Source organism: Neolewinella sp., assembly GCF_965214665.1.
GTDB lineage: Bacteria > Bacteroidota > Bacteroidia > Chitinophagales > Saprospiraceae > Neolewinella.
Map to the genome: position 1 here is coordinate 1621185 of NZ_OZ243970.1, position 15670 is coordinate 1636854.

Below are 15670 nucleotides of genomic sequence, written 5' to 3' on the forward strand. Positions count from 1 at the left end.
CCCGCACCCTCCATAACATAGCTACCTATGTCTCTTTTCAAGCTCGTAAAATGCATATATTTCATTCTCATCTGCGTAGTGATGACCAGCCCGCAGTTGGGGGGGCAGGAGTGCGCAACTGCGACGGTACCTACCGACATGGTATATGTGGCGGGGGGCGTACAGGAGAGCAGCATACGGGTCAGCTTCACGCCCGCGGAGATGGTGCTCTCGGAGCAATCACTTGCCGTGCCCGTCAGCGCAACAGGACTGCTGGCAGGAACGGCAGCTTGCCCCCGCCGCACGGACGATGGCACGTGGTACTTCGGTGATCTGGAGGTTAGGCGGACGGTCGACTGTGGTACGGAGGCGGCCAAGTTAGGAGCCGCCGGTAGCCCAGTTCACGACGCCTTTCTTACGGGCTGCCGCGAGAGCCGCGATACGACCGCCGCGCTGCAGCTTACCCAGCCAGCTACTTACGAGAGCTTCTACTTCGTTATATATCAGCCTGGGGTAGGTGGGGGCTACTTCCCCGTGGCTGCCGCGGGCGATAGCACCTTCACGGCCAACGACGTCAACGAGTTTGGCTACAGCAAAGAGCTGCCCCCAGTAGATAGTACGGGTGGACCACCGAGCTCTGTAAAAGTGGAGGGCGTAGCGTACGCTAGCCTGGAAGCGGCAGTCAACGGAATTTCTACCGCCACTTACTTCCTGGCGGATAGGGAAACAGTTCAAGTTTACCCCAACCCTACAAGTGGCACCCTCTGGATGGAACTTGAGGGGGTGGAATGGGGAGGTTGGCGGGAGGTCATCCTTTACGATCCGCTAGGACGCTACGTGAGTCGGTGGTCGCTTGACATCGGTGAGAAGGTCTCTTCGCTAGAACTGGGTCATCTGCCCCCGGGTACCTACACGTTGCTGGTGCGGGGCATTACCGGCCAGGCCGTGCACCGGGTAGTCAAGCAGTAGCCGGATGCCCAGAGTTGCTCCGTTGGAAAGTCAAACTAATGCTGGAGAAAGGGCTGGTAAGCCGCAGACCACGAAACTAGCAGCTAGTTGATTTAATTTCTTCACCCTTCAATCATTTATCATGATATGCAATTTTACCAGATTTGTCCTGTCCACAATTGTCGGAATGGCTTATCTGCCCCTCCACGCCCAACCGGTGATTACACAAGCTTCCATCGCGTACGGCGAAGTAGTCAGCGAGTATAGCTTCACTAAGCGGAGTGAGCTGACGCTACCCCTCGGATCGGATGGGGTGTACGATTTTACAGCTTGCGGAGATGAGTACTTTCCGTACCAACTCGGCGAGGAATACTTTAATGACCCGGTAAGGGACGTTCCGCCCACGGTACTTCCCGCGCTGAGGATGTTTGAAATCGACGAGGCATTCCGTGCCTCCTTCGGTGACCCGCTGCCGGATCGGGTCATTAGACTGAATCGGCTACTGCCCACCGACCAGGGTGTGTTTGAGGAGAACGACATCCTGAAAGTGAAACCGTCAGGACTGTACTACGTAGCCTACCAAACCATTCTCTCCAATGGTGGAGAGGCCAACGGCGGTACTTACTTAGCTGAGTCCGAAAACATCTACGTCCCGTTTGGCCTGCACTACGGGGAGCAATTCGATACGGTCGGCTACCGCTTCCAGCCCAACCGCTTCGACCGCCTGGATTCAGTTTCCACGCATACGGTAATTGACTACTTCGGGTACGGTACCTTCCTGACCTGGATGGGGGAGGCGGAAGAAGTAGCGGCCTTGCTATATACGGAAAATGAAACCTTATTCCGGCTCGACGGGCAGGGAGGATACTACGATGATGACTACTCCATCACAAACTACCTTTACCTCCTGTCCGCCCGTAATGCCATCCCCCGGGCTGTATTGCGCGGAACGTACGATCCGGACGGCGCTACGTTCTACCCCGAAACAACGACGCTCTATTTACCCACTGGCGATGAGCCTTCCGCTACTGCCCTTACCGATATTCCCGGCGCCACGATCGGTGTTTTTCCCAACCCCATTGGGGGGAGCTTCCACGTGGACCTCACCCTCGACCGCTCCTCCTCCCTAGACGTAGACGTGTACACCGCCACCGGGCAGATGATCAGCCGCCGAACGAAACTGGCGGTGATCCCGGGACTGAACCGCATTCCGATATTGGAAGATGGCTTGCCCGCCGGATTCTACATTGTCCGGCTCACCCTGGCGGACGGCAGTAGCGGGACGCAGCGGGTGGTGGTGGAATAAGCCGCTGCCATTCGTGCTCAAGTCTTGGCCAGGGCGTCAGTATGATAATTTTCATCACGTTACTAACTGCACAGACCGGGCGAAAGCCTAGTGGTCTGTCAAGCCACTTCCAACCAAACGATCGTGAACTTCTACATCACCGAAGACTCAATGCACCAGAAATTCTACTGGTAACCGGTAGCAGCTCAAAGGAAGCCTATATCGCACTCTCTGCAACAGATAACCTTTCAATCCATTACCCATGCACCTTACCTACGTGCTCTTGTTAGCACTTTGTTCCTTTTGCCTCACTGCTCAAAGTTCCTCTAACGCAAGTTCAGGAGGGCAGGAAAATTCGCGAACGAATACTCTAGTTAAGAAGCGGCGTATTCGGCAGGATAGCTGCACCGACTTTCACTTGGTGCAGTTTGATTTTGAAAAACCCGATTTAATCGTTTATCCGAAAAATTTACGCCGGGGCGATTTCTACCAGATCAGAGTGACAAATGTCAACCTGAACAACTACTCCATAGTCACCACCAACCAGGATACAGTATATGCGAATAACATTAAATTTCCCGCCTTCGGTGTCCTGGATTTAAGTGCAGTGAGTAGCTTGGTCCAAGGGTTGCAGGCAAGCTACCAACTGTTACCTAGCACTGAATTAGCAGACTTCACCGTTTTTTCTGCAAACAGTAAAAAGTATGCCATCGCCGATGAAGCCACCATTAAAACTATTCGTGATCGACCCGGACTGTTAACTAGCATAATCGCAACAAACCAGCTAGACACGAGCTTTGTAGACTTGGATAGCTTAGCATCGGCAAATTCGAGTAGTAAGTTTTTCGATATTGATCGAAACGAAGTCCTGACGAATGCCGAAGAGAACGACCTGTTGGACAATGTGAGTGACAGAAGAATAGGAATCACGAGCGACTTATCACTGCCGGCCCTAGAACCTTCGCCTGAAGACGAAATCAAAGATCAAGTAGGGTCGGTTACCGACAGCACGAAGAACTTTTTAGAAGAATTAGCAAGTCACAAAGTCACCATAGAGCAAAAACTCACCAATTACGTCACCTACCGCACGATGGTGTACACCAGTAAGGAAGTACCGGATGGTAGGTTTTCCGACGTCACGGCGGAAATCGAACAGTTCAACACCCTGCGGTTGGAGCTAGCCGCCTTGGGCGAAAGGATAGAAGGCGTCAGTAAATCTTACCAGACTTTTATTAGTAGTCCGGCAATTACAGTAGTACTTAAAAAGGATATCAACGCTTTTTTAAAAGCTACTGCCGATAAAGCCACCGTGGCCTTGGCGGAAGTGACCAAAGCTACTAACAAGACCAGGGAAACCATCAGCCTAGAAACCATTTCGAAGACCCTTGTTCAGTTGCACAGTCTGGATAATAAGTACACCTATACCTCCCTTCCGATACAGTACACTGGCAGCCAAACCAGATTAGATATCAGGTTTGTCCCGACGGATACTTCCTACAATTTTCCGACTAAGTACTTGCCGCCGATGAACTTTCCCGTTCGCAACACCTGCTGGTCAGTAGGTTCCAGTATTTACTTCAGCAAATTTGATAACGAGCGTGTCGTCATTTCTTCTACCATGGTCGATACCGTACCATCGTACAGCGTTCAAAGCGAAGAACCCTTGAATACTGAAATGGGGCTCGCTCTGCTGCTGCGCGGTGGTACTAAGGTAAAAGGTTCCAGTTTTGGCCTGCACCTAACCGCCGGGACGGGCCTATCGCTCGGTGAGGTGGTGCGGCCGCGGGCGCTGTTGGGGGGCGGCATCACCCTGGGCAGGGAACATAGTTTCGCGTTGGACCTCGGGACCGTCGCTGGCTACGCCACAGTAGTTAGTCCTGCTTTTACCGAGGACATGAAATTTGCAGAGGCACCCCAACCCCTGATCAATGAATTCCGGGTGAGATTGTTTTTCAGCTTAGGCTATGCCTATACCTTTTAGGCTTCTATGATAATTTGCTAAAGAAGGAATAGGCCAAGGCCATTTCTACTCTTGGGGTTGCGAGTAGTATTGGTCCCTATTGTGACACCCTTTTTGCAACGGTTTCGTTTCTGGTTATACCTGGATGACTTTGTGCCCTACTATTCCCATAACTATTCCATCTTTTATCCTCTCCGCCTACAGCGGTTCTCAGTTTAGGTTTGAATAACGCGTAAGTCGCACATTTCCAGCATTTTACGCCACACCCCGTCCAGGTCATCTATAACCGTAGTCAACATTACCGAGCGCTGCACTTCCCACAACTTGATGCGCGTACGTAGTTTTTTCAGCACCCGGCCAAAAGCGCGATTGCAGCATTCCAGGATTTGGTCTGCCGTAAAGGCCAGCATCATTAGGTAGGCAAAATTAGTCGCCAAGTTTTCTTTGCCGTGACCGTAATTATGACCGTAGTTGTATTCCTGATTTTTCAGCGTATTGAACACTTCATTTTCGATCTTCCAACGACTGCGCCCCATTTCCAATACGGTCATCAGATTGCTGTGGTGCAGTTCGATATTAGTAAGGTAACTGAAGATAACTTCCTTGCCAGAGGCTTCCTTGACCCGGCAATAAAGGACGTTTACGCGCACCCCCTCGTTTGACTTGTTCAGGGCCACATCGTTGACGTAACCTAACTCGTAGCTACCCCCCTTACGTCGCTTCGTTTTCCAGCGTACTTTGCCCCCTGCGTTGAGCTCGTCAAATTGCTCAAAAAGGTGTTTTGACCCTGACTCCTTGGCATTGATGATGTACTTCCAAGTCGGGCTGGACTCGGTAATCAAGTTCACTGAGGTGGTCCACTTTTCTGAGACAGTTTAGAAAAGGAATAGTGCTAAGGTAGGCCGTTTTTATCGAGCGGGAGTTTTCTTTGGTTTAGCCCCCGTAGAAGACCGGGGGGGCTAAGCCAAAGAAAACGGATACTACCGCGTTTGGGCGGACAGCTCGTCGGCCATGCTGTTGCGGGTAAGTCATTCACCACCTCAGCTGCTTTTCGAAGTTAAGCGGACTTAGGTAGCCGATGGAGGAGTGTCGGCGTACCGTATTGTAGTAGCCCTGGATGAACTCGAAGCACTCCGTTTGGGCCTCGGCCAGATTGGTAAAGCGGCGGCCCTCGACCAGCAGTTCGGCCTTGAAGCGACTAAAGAATGACTCTGCCTGCGCGTTGTCGTAATGGTTATCCCGGCGTGTCATACTGGACCGATAGCTTCGCTGGGCCAGTCGTTGGCGGAAGGCGATTGAACTGTACTGTCCACCGCCGTCGGTGTGAACGATGAGCCCCGCGGCGGGGCAGCGCCACCGGATCGCTTCGTCCAGGGCTGCCAGGGTCAGTTCCTCACGCATATGATTAGCTACCGCGTAGCCCACGATGGTGCGCGAAAAGCCATCCTGTAGCGTAGCCAGGTAACAAAAGCTACCATCGAGCATGGGCAAGTAAGTAATGTCTCCTACCCACAGCCGATCGGGAAGCTTCGGTGGGGGTTGGTTCAGCAGCAGATTAGGACTGCGGCGTCGGTTGGGATGCGGTTGGGTCGTTTTGGGCACAAAACTTCGGGGCTGGATGGCCCGCAGACCGTACTTACGGTAGATGGCCCGCACCTGAGCTCTACTGACCCGATAGTCCAGCCCCGCTAGTTCGGCCACCATGCGCCGACTGCCATAACGCCCCTTGTGGCGGTGGAACTGCTGGATCGTCAAGCGGGTGACCTCCTGCCGCCTTAGGGTAGCTGCACTGAGCGTATCCGACGTCTTTGCCGCTGCGGTGTCCACCGCCACTGACTTGGCCCAGCGATAGTAGGTGGGCCGTTTTAGGTCGATGGTCTCACAGAGCAGCTGTACCGGATAGTCGTGGCGCTGTTGGTCAATGAAGTGCATCAGGTCTAGTCGGTCTGGCTGAAGATGCGCAAGGCTTTTTTTAAAATGTCAATCTGCTGGTCGCGGACTTTAAGTTCCTTGGTGAGCCGCTTAACTTCCTCGGCCTGCTCCCGTACCGCAGCCGGCTGCTTCGCTTTTGCCTTCCAGTTATGGAGTACACTGGGTTTGACCCCCAGGGACTCGGCCACCTCGGCAACCGGCACGCCCCGCTCGAGTTGTTTGACTGCCTCCGCCTTGAACTCAGGCGTGTAGCGCCGGTAGGCCCGCTTGGTAGATTTGCTGGATTTTTTCGTTTCCATGGTCTTCAAAATGTACAGAATTTTTGTGTCTCATTTCAGAGGACCATCTCACACGATGGGCGCACAAGCATAAAGGGCGTCAAGGACGTAAATCATTGATCGATGGCCGTTTACGCTAGCCTGACGTTCAAAAAACCGCTTAGCTGCATTGTGTTCGCAGTCATTCTTCGTCTGCCCGTCTTGCTTAAGAATCGGTTCATTATCGATGACGAAGACTTGACGCCGTTTGGGGCACACCAGGGCGCCACTCAGCATCGCATGTGAATAGGATACCGTCCCGTTTTTGTGCTGACGTTTCAGGCAGTAAGGACACTTCACTTTATGGGAGCATTGGTGCTGAACGCCATCCACGCTGACTACGTAATGGTCGTTCCAGTAGCGGTAGGAGGGGGCCACTTGTCTACTTTCTAGAAAGGGCAGTACTTGGTGAAAACCTTCATTTAAATCCTGAGCGGCTAAGCGGTCTAGTATGTCCCGTAAGCCATTATCGGAAGGAATACGATCGATACCGTAGACCGATTGGAGATTCTTCCTTTCGGCCGCCAATTTGGGCTGGAACCCGAATAGGGAGGGTGCTTTGAGGTGGAAAATAGCGTAACCGCTTTTAAGAGCATCCATGGCCGTGTGGGAGGCGTTCTTGCGCCGCAAATCGCTGTTTGCGCAGTGCTCCAGGGCGGGCAGAATAAGTTGCTCGTAGACCTGTGTAGGACGGATTTGATTGCTTTGGGAGGTAGCTGACATCCGCGAAAGGTAGCTAACGCTTACCTTTCAGGCGGCTAGCTGGCTAAACTGAGAACTGCTGCTCCGCCTACTCAAAACTAACCAAACAGGCGTGCGAATACTCCAAAATTCACCAAGCCTGAACCCGTACAATAGTACTGTTCACCGTCAACGTTTAGCGATAGCCACCTTAAGATCGAGTTTTTCTTGGTATCTCAGGCCGGCCATAGAAATAGTTATGGGGGTACGGAGGTTATCGACGGGCTCAAAACAAACCTCCGCCACGCCGTAGTCAAAGGTAACTGTGGCTTGCGCACGCGCACGTTCGGTACGTTCATAGGCAATCTGGAGCAAACTAGCGACCAGCAGCAACTTTCCCGTACCGTCGTGTAGGGGTACAAGGCATACGGCCGCTCCCCCCCACCCCCTATGCACCCGCGGCCCCGCCCCCGGATCCTACGCTGCCAACCAAAAAATCACCCCACCCCAAAACCAAACCATACCTAACACCGTTAGCCCTCCATACCTAACAACACAAGGTAATGGATACCCCCATAGCCCGCCCCGCCCGCGGCAAACTATTTTGGCTACTACTCGCGGGCGGACTGCTCCTCCTCGCCTTTGTGATCGGCTACTACCTGAGCCGGCCGGCCACCCTGCGCCTGGATACCGCTGAGCTGACCATCGCCACCGTCACCCAGGCCCCCTTCTACGAGTACATCAACCTCGACGGGCGCATCGAACCCGCCAGTACCTACGTGATCGATAGTAAAATCGCCGGCAACGTCGAGCGGCTCTTCGTGGCGTCCGGACAGGAGGTGAGGCGGGGGGATACCCTGCTGCGGATCGCCAACGCCGACCTGGAACTGGACGTGCTGCAGCGCGAAAGCCAGCTCATCGAGCAACTCAACGCCCAGCGGCAGACGCGGCTGTTTCTGAACCAGAACGACTTTACCCGCCGCGAACAACTCGTCGAGATCAACTACCAACTGGCCCTGCAGGAAAAACAGTACCGCCGGGACGAAGAACTGCTGGCCGGCGAGGTCATCGCCGTGAGTGACATCGAGCCCTCCGTGAACCGCTACCGCTACTACCAGCAGCGCAAGGAGCTGCTTACCGCCTCCTTTCGGGCCGATAGTATCGCCCGGCGCAGTCAGCTGGCCCAGCTCGATGCCTTCGAGGACCGTATCCTCGAGAACCTGGAACAGGTCCGGGGTATCCTCGACCGGCTGTACCTGCTGGCGGCCACTGACGGACGGCTCGGAGACTTCACGGTACGGGCCGGGCAGGCGGTCACCAGCGGACAGCGGCTGGGGGAAATCTATAGCCTGGAGGACCCGCTGGTGGTGGCCGAGGTGGATGAGTTCTACCTGGATAAAATTACCGTCGGACAGCTCGGCCTAGTATCCGGTACGGATAGCCTGCAGCTGCGGGTGGAGAAGATCTACCCCTCGGTCAGTGAGGGACGGTTCCGCATCGATGCCCGGCTGACGGGCGCGGTCGGAGAGGCGGCGGGGTTTGTGAAGGGACAGTCCGTGCGCTTCAAACTGCTCTTCGGGGAGGAAAGCTCCTCGGTTTTGCTGGCCAGCGGGGGCTTCTTTGCCTCCACGGGGGGCTACTGGGTGTACCGCCTGAATGAGCTAGGGGCGGTGCGTACGCCCGTCCAGCTGGGCCGCTCCAATCCGATCTACTACGAGGTCCTCGGGGGACTCGCGCCCGGCGACCGGGTGATCGTCTCCTCCTACGATGACTTTGCCGACTACGAAACACTCAACCTAGACTACTAACCATGCAGCAGCCAACTACCCCACCCCCCCTGGTCGAACTCCGTAGCCTGTACAAATACCACAAAACGCGCGACCTACAGACCGCGGCGCTCAACGGTATCAACCTTCACATTCGGACGGGCGAGTTCGTGGCCATCACCGGTCCCTCGGGAAGCGGGAAGTCTACCCTGCTCAACGTGCTGGGGCTGATCGACGAGCCCTCTAAGGGCACCTACCTGTTCGGGGGGCAGGATACGGGCCGGCTCTCCCATGGAGGCCGCTCGCGACTGCGTAAGGAGCGTATGGGCTTCGTCTTCCAGAGCTTCAACCTGATCGACGAGCTTACCGCGGAGGAGAACGTCGAACTCCCGCTCATCTACCAAAAGGTAGCGGTGCGGGAGCGTCGCGAGCGGGTAGCCGCGGCCCTGGCGGAACTGGAGATGAACCACCGGGCCGGCCACTATCCCCGTCAGCTCAGTGGCGGACAGCAGCAACGCATCGCCATCGCCCGGGCTATCGTCACCCGCCCCGCCGTGATCCTGGCCGATGAACCCACCGGCAACCTCGACTCCGAGAACAGCCGGGTCGTGATGGAAAAGCTCACGGACTTTCACCGCACAGGCTCCACCATTGTGATGGTCACCCACTCTCCGGAGGATGCCGCCTACGCCAGCCGGCAGGTCCGCCTCTTCGACGGGATGGAACTCATTCCGGAATCCTAATTACACCAGTAAATCAAGCCCCCCATGCCCGCAAAAGTATTAGTCGCCGCCTCCACCAAACCCCTCGTGCTGTCCATCCTCAGCCACGGGCGCAACTACGGCTACCGCATCATCAAGGAGATCGAACGCCTGTCCGACGGTGAGCTCCAGTGGACCGACGCCATGCTCTACCCCGTCCTCAAGCGCATGGAAAAGGAGGGGTTGATCACCGCCCAGTGGGTGCAGTCCGACGCCGGCCGTAAACGCAAGTACTACGAGATCACCCGCGCCGGCAGCGAGCAACTGGCGCAGGACCGCAGCGAGTGGCTCAACGTCAACCAGATTTTCGCCCGCCTCTGGTCCTCCGGCGAGGGACTGGACCTCATCGAAGAATAGATACTCCCCTACCCCATGGATTTTAACCTAGAACGCGCGTTGGCGGACTGGCGCAAAGCGGTCGTGACCCAGCAGGCACCGGAGGCCGAGGACCTGGCCGAACTCGAGTCCGGACTACTGGACCGCTACGACGAGTACCTGATCAAAGGATATGCCCCGGCCGAGGCCTTTGCCGCAGCCCGTGCGCACACCCTGGCGGTCGACTCCCAGGGGGCACCGGCCACCACGTCGACGGACCACTCCCGCTGGTCCCTCCTACGCAACTACCTCAAGCTGGCCGGCAGGAACATCCGCGCCCGCCGGTGGTACAACCTGACCAACTACGTGTCGCTATCCCTGGGCATTGCCACCGCGGCGCTGGCCCTGCTCTACCTCACCTACGAGACGAGCTACGACGAGCAGCTACCGGACGTGGCCCGGAAATACCGGGTGGGCATCAACCTGCGCAGCCAGGGGTACAGTCTGGTGAGCTTTGCGGACTTTAACGGTACGGCAGCGGCCGGTCAGCAACAACAGATTCAGGGCTTTGCCGCGGTGCCCGGGGTGGTGCAGGCCGTACAGTTCGCCAACTTCCCGGAGCCGGTGCTCGGTACGTACGGCAATGTCGAGCTCCCGCTGGAGCATACCCTACAGACCAACACGCCGGCGGCCTTCCTGGACTTTTTCGGCGTGGACCTGCTCGTAGGTGATCCGAATGCGCTTAGCTCGGACCCGAACCGCGTCGTGCTTACCCAAACGACGGCCGCCCGCTACTTCGGCCCCGACTGGCGCAGTGCCCGGGTCACGGGGGAGCTACTGCGCATCGATACGGTCGATTACACCATCGCGGGCGTGGCCACCGATCCCCCCGCCAATTCCCACTTCACCTACTCGCTCATTCTTCATCAGCCGCAACTCGACTATTGGGGTGCCCGCACCTATCTCCAACTCGATCCGACCGTTAACCCAGCTGACGTCCAGCGGCGGATCGAGGCGGACTTCGGGTCCATCAACTCCAGACTGGCGACCGACGAGCTATTCGGCGGGGTACTGCTGCAGCCGGTCCGGTCCATCCACCTATCCTCCGATCTACTCTACGAACTAAAGCCACCGGGCAACGTCAACTACCTCTACATCATCGGCATCATCGCGGTGATCATCCTACTGCTCGCCATCAGCAACTACACGAACCTATCCATCGTGATGAATGCCGGCCGGGCGCGGGAGATCGGGATGCGCAAGGTATTCGGTGCCACGCGTACGCAGATCACGGGGCAGTTCTTGCTCGAAGCCATCCTTCTCAGCCTCCTCACTCTCCCGGTGGTACTGCTCTGCCTATGGTGGATCGTGCCACGCTTCAACCTACTGATGGACGTGGAGCTTACCCGCAATCTTCTGGCCGATCTATGCCTACTCACGCTACTCGGCGCACTCTCCGTCGGTATCGGGGTACTGGCGGGCAGCTATCCGGCACTCCTTCTGGCGGGGACGCGGGTGCAGGGGCTGTTCAGGGGCAGGGCGATCAACGACTCCGGGGGCCGCATTACTACGCGCAAGGTCATCATCACCCTGCAATTTGTCTTGCTCATTGGACTGTGTAATCTGACGCTATTCGTAAACCGACAGTTACGCTACATCCAGGATAAGGACCTGGGGTACCGCAGGGAGGGCATCGTATACGTCAACATCAATGCCGATAGCAGCCGCTTTGCCACCTTTCGCAACGAACTTCTTCGCGTACCGGGCGTGACGGCGGTAGGTAGCGGCACCCCCATGGGTCAGACCCCCTTCAACCAGACTACCTACAAACTGGCCGGCACCGAGCAGGTCTTCGACGACGCCCACAACATCTACCTGGACTATCGGGCCATCGACCAGCTGGGTATCCAGACCTCCATTCCCAACTACGTAGCCGACCCCGACCGCGCCCCCGACCGCCTGGTACTGATCAACGAGCTACTGGCCACCCGACTCCAGAACCGTTTCCAACTCACCGCCGCCGAGCTGATCGGCCAGACGATCCTCCAGGAACCCGAATACGTCAACCAGGAAACGGGACAGGTCGGCTTCCCCTACACCGTGGCCGGCACCTTTGCCGATTTGCATATGTTCAGTCTACGCGAGACGATCGACCCCATGTTCCTGACCGTCTATCGGGAGCCGCGCTTCGTGTACACCGCCTCCATCAGCTTCAGCGAAGATCGACCGCGGGCGGAGCTCCTGACCGATCTGCGACGCAGCTACGAGGAGGTGGGCCTATCGGGTCCGTTCGCCGCTACCTTTCTCACCGACAACCTCACCGAGCTCTACGGCGACGAACGGCGCGTCAGCACCCTCAGCACCTACTTCAGCCTCCTGGCCTTTCTGATGGCCATCGTCGGACTGGTAGCGCTAACGGCCTACCTCACCACCCTGAAGCGTAAGGAGATCGGCATTCGCATGATCCTCGGGGCCACCCCGGCAGAGATGCTTCGACGGTTCAACCTCGAGTACGTACCGCTGCTCCTGGTGGCTATGGGGGTGACGGTTCCGGTAGCCTGGTGGGGCGTCGATCGCTGGCTGGCTGGCTTCGCGTACCGGATACCGATCGAGTGGTGGGTATTCGTGCTAGCGGTGGGTGTGGTGGCCTTGGTGTCAGGGATTGCGGTGACCGTGGTGACGCTGCGGGCTACGCGGTCGGTGCCGGCGCGGGTGCTTTCGCGGAATGATTGAGGGTTGGTGTGGATGGTCGTTGGTATTTTACACCATGCGCCACCTCCTCCTCACCCTACTCTTCCTACCCTACCTATCCCCCGGCCGCCTGGCCGCACAGGCTGCTTACGAGCGTATCCAATTCGGACAGGACACCCAGGCGGACTACTACCTAGCCGTCCCACCCCCATCGAATAACATCGCGGGCGTCCTCGTTCTCCTCCCCGGCTTCGCCCATCCCCCCGAAAGCATCTTCCCGGAAACGGACATCCCCCAGCTCGCCGCCGCCAGTGACCTACTGGTGATCGCCGTAGCGGCCGGCCCGAAACTGTACGCCGATGCGGAGGTGGTGGCGCGGTTGGACGCTGCGCTGAGGGACGTGATCGCCCGCTACGGGGTGGCGGCGACCGACTTCGTCCTCGGGGGCTTTTCGGCCGGCGGCACGGTCGGGTTGCGGTATGCGCAGTACGCCTATCAGTTTCCGGCCGCGGCGGTCATCCGGCCCCGGGCGGTGTTTACCGTAGACTCGCCGGTCGATCTGTTTGCCATCTACGACTACTTCGAGCGCGAGCAGGCCCGAAACTACTCCGCCGTAGGACTAGCGGAAGCGAACTTTGCCAAGGACATCATGCTACGCGAGCTCGGCGATCCAACCACCCACGCGACGACCTACGACACGCTCACGCCCTTCAACGCCAAGCTCCTCGGGCCGGGCAACGAGCGCTTCCTGTGCGACACCGCCGTGCGGGTGTACCATGACGTGGACGTGGTGTGGCAGCTAGAAAACCGCCGGCGCAGTCTGTACGACGCCAATGCCCTGGGCGCCTCGGAGCTGATCGCCCGCCTCCTGCTCGCGGGCAACGACCGGGCGGAGTTCGTGCAGGCCAACGGAAAAGGGCTGCGGAGTAACGGGCAGCGGCACCCGCATTCCTGGTCGATCGTGGATGCGGGGGAGTTGGTGGGGTGGGTGCTGGGGAGCTTGGGGGAGTAGGTAGTTTTGAAGACGGGCGGGGCCCCGATAGCTATCGGGGGTGCGGGGGACGTGGTGCGGTGAGGATCACTACCTTAGCTGAAATGAAGTACCTAGTCTACCTGGTAATATTATGCGCATCTCTTCCATCGCGGGCGCAGATTGATTTTTCTGTTTTCGCTGAGGCTATCGTACCGTCAGCGACCCACCGAGAACAGCTCGTTGCCGTGCTGGGCCAGATGCCACAGGGCGTACCCCTCGATCTGGATACGGTGGAAACGGTCCGGCTAGCAAATGGTACCCGCTACTTGATACGCTACGTGGCCGAGCCGGCGGATCCCGTATTCAACACTCCGGCCGATACGATAGCGGCTTACCTGTTCGTACCGGAGCGCGGGAGTGAGAAATTGCCTGCTATCGTGGCTATCCACCAGGACGGTCCCAACGATCACATCGGTAAACGGGAAGTGGCGGGCATTGAGGGTGACAGTACCCTGGCCTACGGGAAGGAACTCTTTGACCGGGGGTATGTGGTCATTTGCCCGGATCGGTACACCCACTCCGTCAGGCGGAGAATTCCCAATCCGGGGGAAGAGCACGAGGACGAGGAGGTGGTAAACGATGCCGAGTCCCACTGGGTCGGGCAACTCATCATGCAGGGGCGTACCAACACCGGGAAGGAAGTCTACGACCTCACACGTGCGGTAGATGTGCTTTACACCTACGACTTTGTCGACACCAACCGCATCGGCGCGATCGGTCATTCGGGTGGAGGGTATAACCTCGTACCATTCGTGTTTTATGACACCCGGGTGGACCTGGCGGTATCGTCCTGCGGCTTCTTCGAGACGACCTACTGGTTTCACGAAAATGCAGCAAAGAAGCGTGGGAGTAGCGCTGCCCTACCCGGCATACTTAACGTAGGTATCGCCTCGGATTTCCTGGCGTACATCGCTCCCCGTCCCCTACTACTCACACGCGGACTGCACGAATGGGGGGACAGTGGTAAGTGGGCCACCTTCAGCCAACTGGACGTCGACGAGTACGAGCACCTCGAACGGTACATCCGGCCGGTCTACAATGATTTAGGTGCAGGCGACGAGTTCGAGGTGCTTTTTTTCGATGAGAAAGGGGGCCGTCATGCATTCCCGCCGGGGGTAAAGCGAACCGTCTACGGGTGGATCGACCGGCACCTAAAGCGTCCCTGATGACCGATAAAGATGATATCGAGCGGCAAAACAATCCGGAAGAAGAACCGGCAGGAACGGAGTACGATCCAGTGGCACCACTTTTTAACAAAAACACCGCTATTCCTGCCGACGAGCGGTTGCCGAGGACAGAACCGAAGGAGGCCGTTCAAGTCCAAATGAAGAAAGACGGTAGCAGTGCGCTCTGGACGAACATGCTAGTCCAGATTCCTCCCGTCGTGGTTGCCGTACTTCTGGCGTTCGCGATAAACGCATGGTACGCACAGCGACAACAAACTAAGCTTACGGATCGCTCCGTAGCCCGTATCGGCAAGGAGCTGGATTACAATCTGGGACTTTACCGGCGAATGATCGCCTTAGACTCACAGAATCTGGTCGAGCTGGAGCGCGAGATTGAAGAAATCGAGGCGGGCAACTACCGGGAGAGTGGCGACTACGGGGAAGGGATGAACCTTTTCATCCTAAATGAAGGAGCCTGGCAGGCGGCTTCGCTATCGAATGCAATCAGTGGTTTTGCCCCGGACCGGCTAGAAGCCCTATCAAATATCTACACCATAATCCACTTCCGAAACGTCGAGCACTCTTCCATCCGTCCCCCCGCTTACGCGCTGTACGATGAGTCTACTCTACTACCCTACCTGAAAGAAAACCGGGTGGTACTGACCGATCACATGAACAACTGCAAGTACGAACAGCAATTGATCGTCGACTACTTAGCTCACACTGCTAGGTAGGCACTTGGTCCGTCCCACGTTGCCTGCACCCCCGATAGCTATCGGGGCCCCGCCTCCTGATGCTGCTGCCCCTGTTTTTTTACGCCCCGGATGGCCGGTGGT

At 57.2% G+C, this 15670-nt stretch carries 14 protein-coding genes; 10 read left to right on the forward strand and 4 right to left on the reverse strand.

What is annotated here, in order from left to right; genetic code table 11:
* Window positions 1-27: 27 nt before the first annotated feature.
* The 3 genes from ACOOHD_RS07245 (at window position 28) to ACOOHD_RS07255 (ending at window position 4193) form a co-directional block, all read left to right on the forward strand.
* Window positions 28-948, forward strand: a complete 921-nt coding sequence (locus tag ACOOHD_RS07245) for a T9SS type A sorting domain-containing protein (RefSeq protein ID WP_420460899.1) — start codon at window positions 28-30, stop codon at window positions 946-948.
* Window positions 949-1114: 166 nt separating this feature from the next.
* Window positions 1115-2233, forward strand: a complete 1119-nt coding sequence (locus ACOOHD_RS07250; RefSeq protein WP_420460900.1) for a T9SS type A sorting domain-containing protein — start codon at window positions 1115-1117, stop codon at window positions 2231-2233.
* A gap of 241 nt (window positions 2234-2474) precedes the next feature.
* The gene (locus ACOOHD_RS07255) at window positions 2475-4193 is read left to right on the forward strand and encodes a hypothetical protein (protein WP_420460901.1); all 1719 of its coding nucleotides are present in this window, start codon (window positions 2475-2477) and stop codon (window positions 4191-4193) included.
* 194 nt (window positions 4194-4387) lie between these two features.
* On the opposite strand, the gene ACOOHD_RS07260 is transcribed toward ACOOHD_RS07255, so the two are convergent.
* The 4 genes from ACOOHD_RS07260 to ACOOHD_RS07275 all read right to left on the reverse strand — a co-directional run bounded on the left by ACOOHD_RS07260 (window position 4388) and on the right by ACOOHD_RS07275 (window position 7144).
* The gene (locus ACOOHD_RS07260) at window positions 4388-5014 is read right to left on the reverse strand and encodes a hypothetical protein (RefSeq protein WP_420460902.1); all 627 of its coding nucleotides are present in this window, start codon (window positions 5012-5014) and stop codon (window positions 4388-4390) included.
* A 190-nt stretch (window positions 5015-5204) separates the two neighbouring features.
* The gene (locus tag ACOOHD_RS07265) at window positions 5205-6104 is read right to left on the reverse strand and encodes an IS3 family transposase (protein ID WP_420460903.1); all 900 of its coding nucleotides are present in this window, start codon (window positions 6102-6104) and stop codon (window positions 5205-5207) included.
* 5 nt (window positions 6105-6109) lie between these two features.
* A complete protein-coding gene (locus tag ACOOHD_RS07270; protein ID WP_420460904.1) occupies window positions 6110-6403 on the reverse strand; it encodes a transposase in 294 nt (97 codons plus the stop codon).
* 48 nt (window positions 6404-6451) lie between these two features.
* On the reverse strand, window positions 6452-7144 hold the full coding sequence (locus tag ACOOHD_RS07275; protein ID WP_420460905.1) for a hypothetical protein: 693 nt from the start codon (window positions 7142-7144) through the stop codon (window positions 6452-6454).
* A 521-nt stretch (window positions 7145-7665) separates the two neighbouring features.
* Here ACOOHD_RS07275 and ACOOHD_RS07280 point away from each other — a divergent pair.
* The 7 genes from ACOOHD_RS07280 to ACOOHD_RS07310 all read left to right on the forward strand — a co-directional run bounded on the left by ACOOHD_RS07280 (window position 7666) and on the right by ACOOHD_RS07310 (window position 15568).
* On the forward strand, window positions 7666-8910 hold the full coding sequence (locus ACOOHD_RS07280) for an efflux RND transporter periplasmic adaptor subunit (RefSeq protein WP_420460906.1): 1245 nt from the start codon (window positions 7666-7668) through the stop codon (window positions 8908-8910).
* Between the two features lie 2 nt (window positions 8911-8912).
* Window positions 8913-9611, forward strand: a complete 699-nt coding sequence (locus ACOOHD_RS07285; RefSeq protein ID WP_420460907.1) for an ABC transporter ATP-binding protein — start codon at window positions 8913-8915, stop codon at window positions 9609-9611.
* A gap of 24 nt (window positions 9612-9635) precedes the next feature.
* Window positions 9636-9986 (forward strand): PadR family transcriptional regulator, encoded by a 351-nt coding sequence (locus tag ACOOHD_RS07290; RefSeq protein WP_420460908.1) that lies wholly within the window; start codon window positions 9636-9638, stop codon window positions 9984-9986.
* A 15-nt stretch (window positions 9987-10001) separates the two neighbouring features.
* Entirely contained in the window at window positions 10002-12677 is a 2676-nt protein-coding gene (locus ACOOHD_RS07295; RefSeq protein WP_420460909.1) for an FtsX-like permease family protein, read from the forward strand.
* Window positions 12678-12711: 34 nt separating this feature from the next.
* Window positions 12712-13647: a hypothetical protein gene (locus ACOOHD_RS07300; RefSeq protein WP_420460910.1), complete on the forward strand. Its 936-nt coding sequence runs from the start codon at window positions 12712-12714 to the stop codon at window positions 13645-13647.
* An 83-nt stretch (window positions 13648-13730) separates the two neighbouring features.
* Window positions 13731-14834, forward strand: a complete 1104-nt coding sequence (locus ACOOHD_RS07305; RefSeq protein WP_420460911.1) for an alpha/beta hydrolase family protein — start codon at window positions 13731-13733, stop codon at window positions 14832-14834.
* Window positions 14834-15568, forward strand: coding sequence for a hypothetical protein (locus ACOOHD_RS07310; protein ID WP_420460912.1), 735 nt, complete (start codon window positions 14834-14836; stop codon window positions 15566-15568). The genes ACOOHD_RS07305 and ACOOHD_RS07310 overlap by 1 nt, the downstream gene beginning before the upstream one ends.
* Window positions 15569-15670 lie beyond the last annotated feature (102 nt).

Excerpts from the sequence above, each read along its gene's own strand:
- ACOOHD_RS07245 (WP_420460899.1), top strand. The coding sequence starts at position 28 with ATGTCTCTTTTCAAGCTCGTAAAATGCATATATTTCATTCTCATCTGC.
- ACOOHD_RS07250 (WP_420460900.1), top strand. The coding sequence starts at position 1,115 with ATGGCTTATCTGCCCCTCCACGCCCAACCGGTGATTACACAAGCTTCC.
- ACOOHD_RS07255 (WP_420460901.1), top strand. The coding sequence starts at position 2,475 with ATGCACCTTACCTACGTGCTCTTGTTAGCACTTTGTTCCTTTTGCCTC.
- ACOOHD_RS07265 (WP_420460903.1), bottom strand. The coding sequence starts at position 6,104 with ATGCACTTCATTGACCAACAGCGCCACGACTATCCGGTACAGCTGCTC.
- ACOOHD_RS07270 (WP_420460904.1), bottom strand. The coding sequence starts at position 6,403 with ATGGAAACGAAAAAATCCAGCAAATCTACCAAGCGGGCCTACCGGCGC.
- ACOOHD_RS07275 (WP_420460905.1), bottom strand. The coding sequence starts at position 7,144 with ATGTCAGCTACCTCCCAAAGCAATCAAATCCGTCCTACACAGGTCTAC.
- ACOOHD_RS07280 (WP_420460906.1), top strand. The coding sequence starts at position 7,666 with ATGGATACCCCCATAGCCCGCCCCGCCCGCGGCAAACTATTTTGGCTA.
- ACOOHD_RS07285 (WP_420460907.1), top strand. The coding sequence starts at position 8,913 with ATGCAGCAGCCAACTACCCCACCCCCCCTGGTCGAACTCCGTAGCCTG.
- ACOOHD_RS07290 (WP_420460908.1), top strand. The coding sequence starts at position 9,636 with ATGCCCGCAAAAGTATTAGTCGCCGCCTCCACCAAACCCCTCGTGCTG.
- ACOOHD_RS07295 (WP_420460909.1), top strand. The coding sequence starts at position 10,002 with ATGGATTTTAACCTAGAACGCGCGTTGGCGGACTGGCGCAAAGCGGTC.
- ACOOHD_RS07300 (WP_420460910.1), top strand. The coding sequence starts at position 12,712 with ATGCGCCACCTCCTCCTCACCCTACTCTTCCTACCCTACCTATCCCCC.
- ACOOHD_RS07305 (WP_420460911.1), top strand. The coding sequence starts at position 13,731 with ATGAAGTACCTAGTCTACCTGGTAATATTATGCGCATCTCTTCCATCG.
- ACOOHD_RS07310 (WP_420460912.1), top strand. The coding sequence starts at position 14,834 with ATGACCGATAAAGATGATATCGAGCGGCAAAACAATCCGGAAGAAGAA.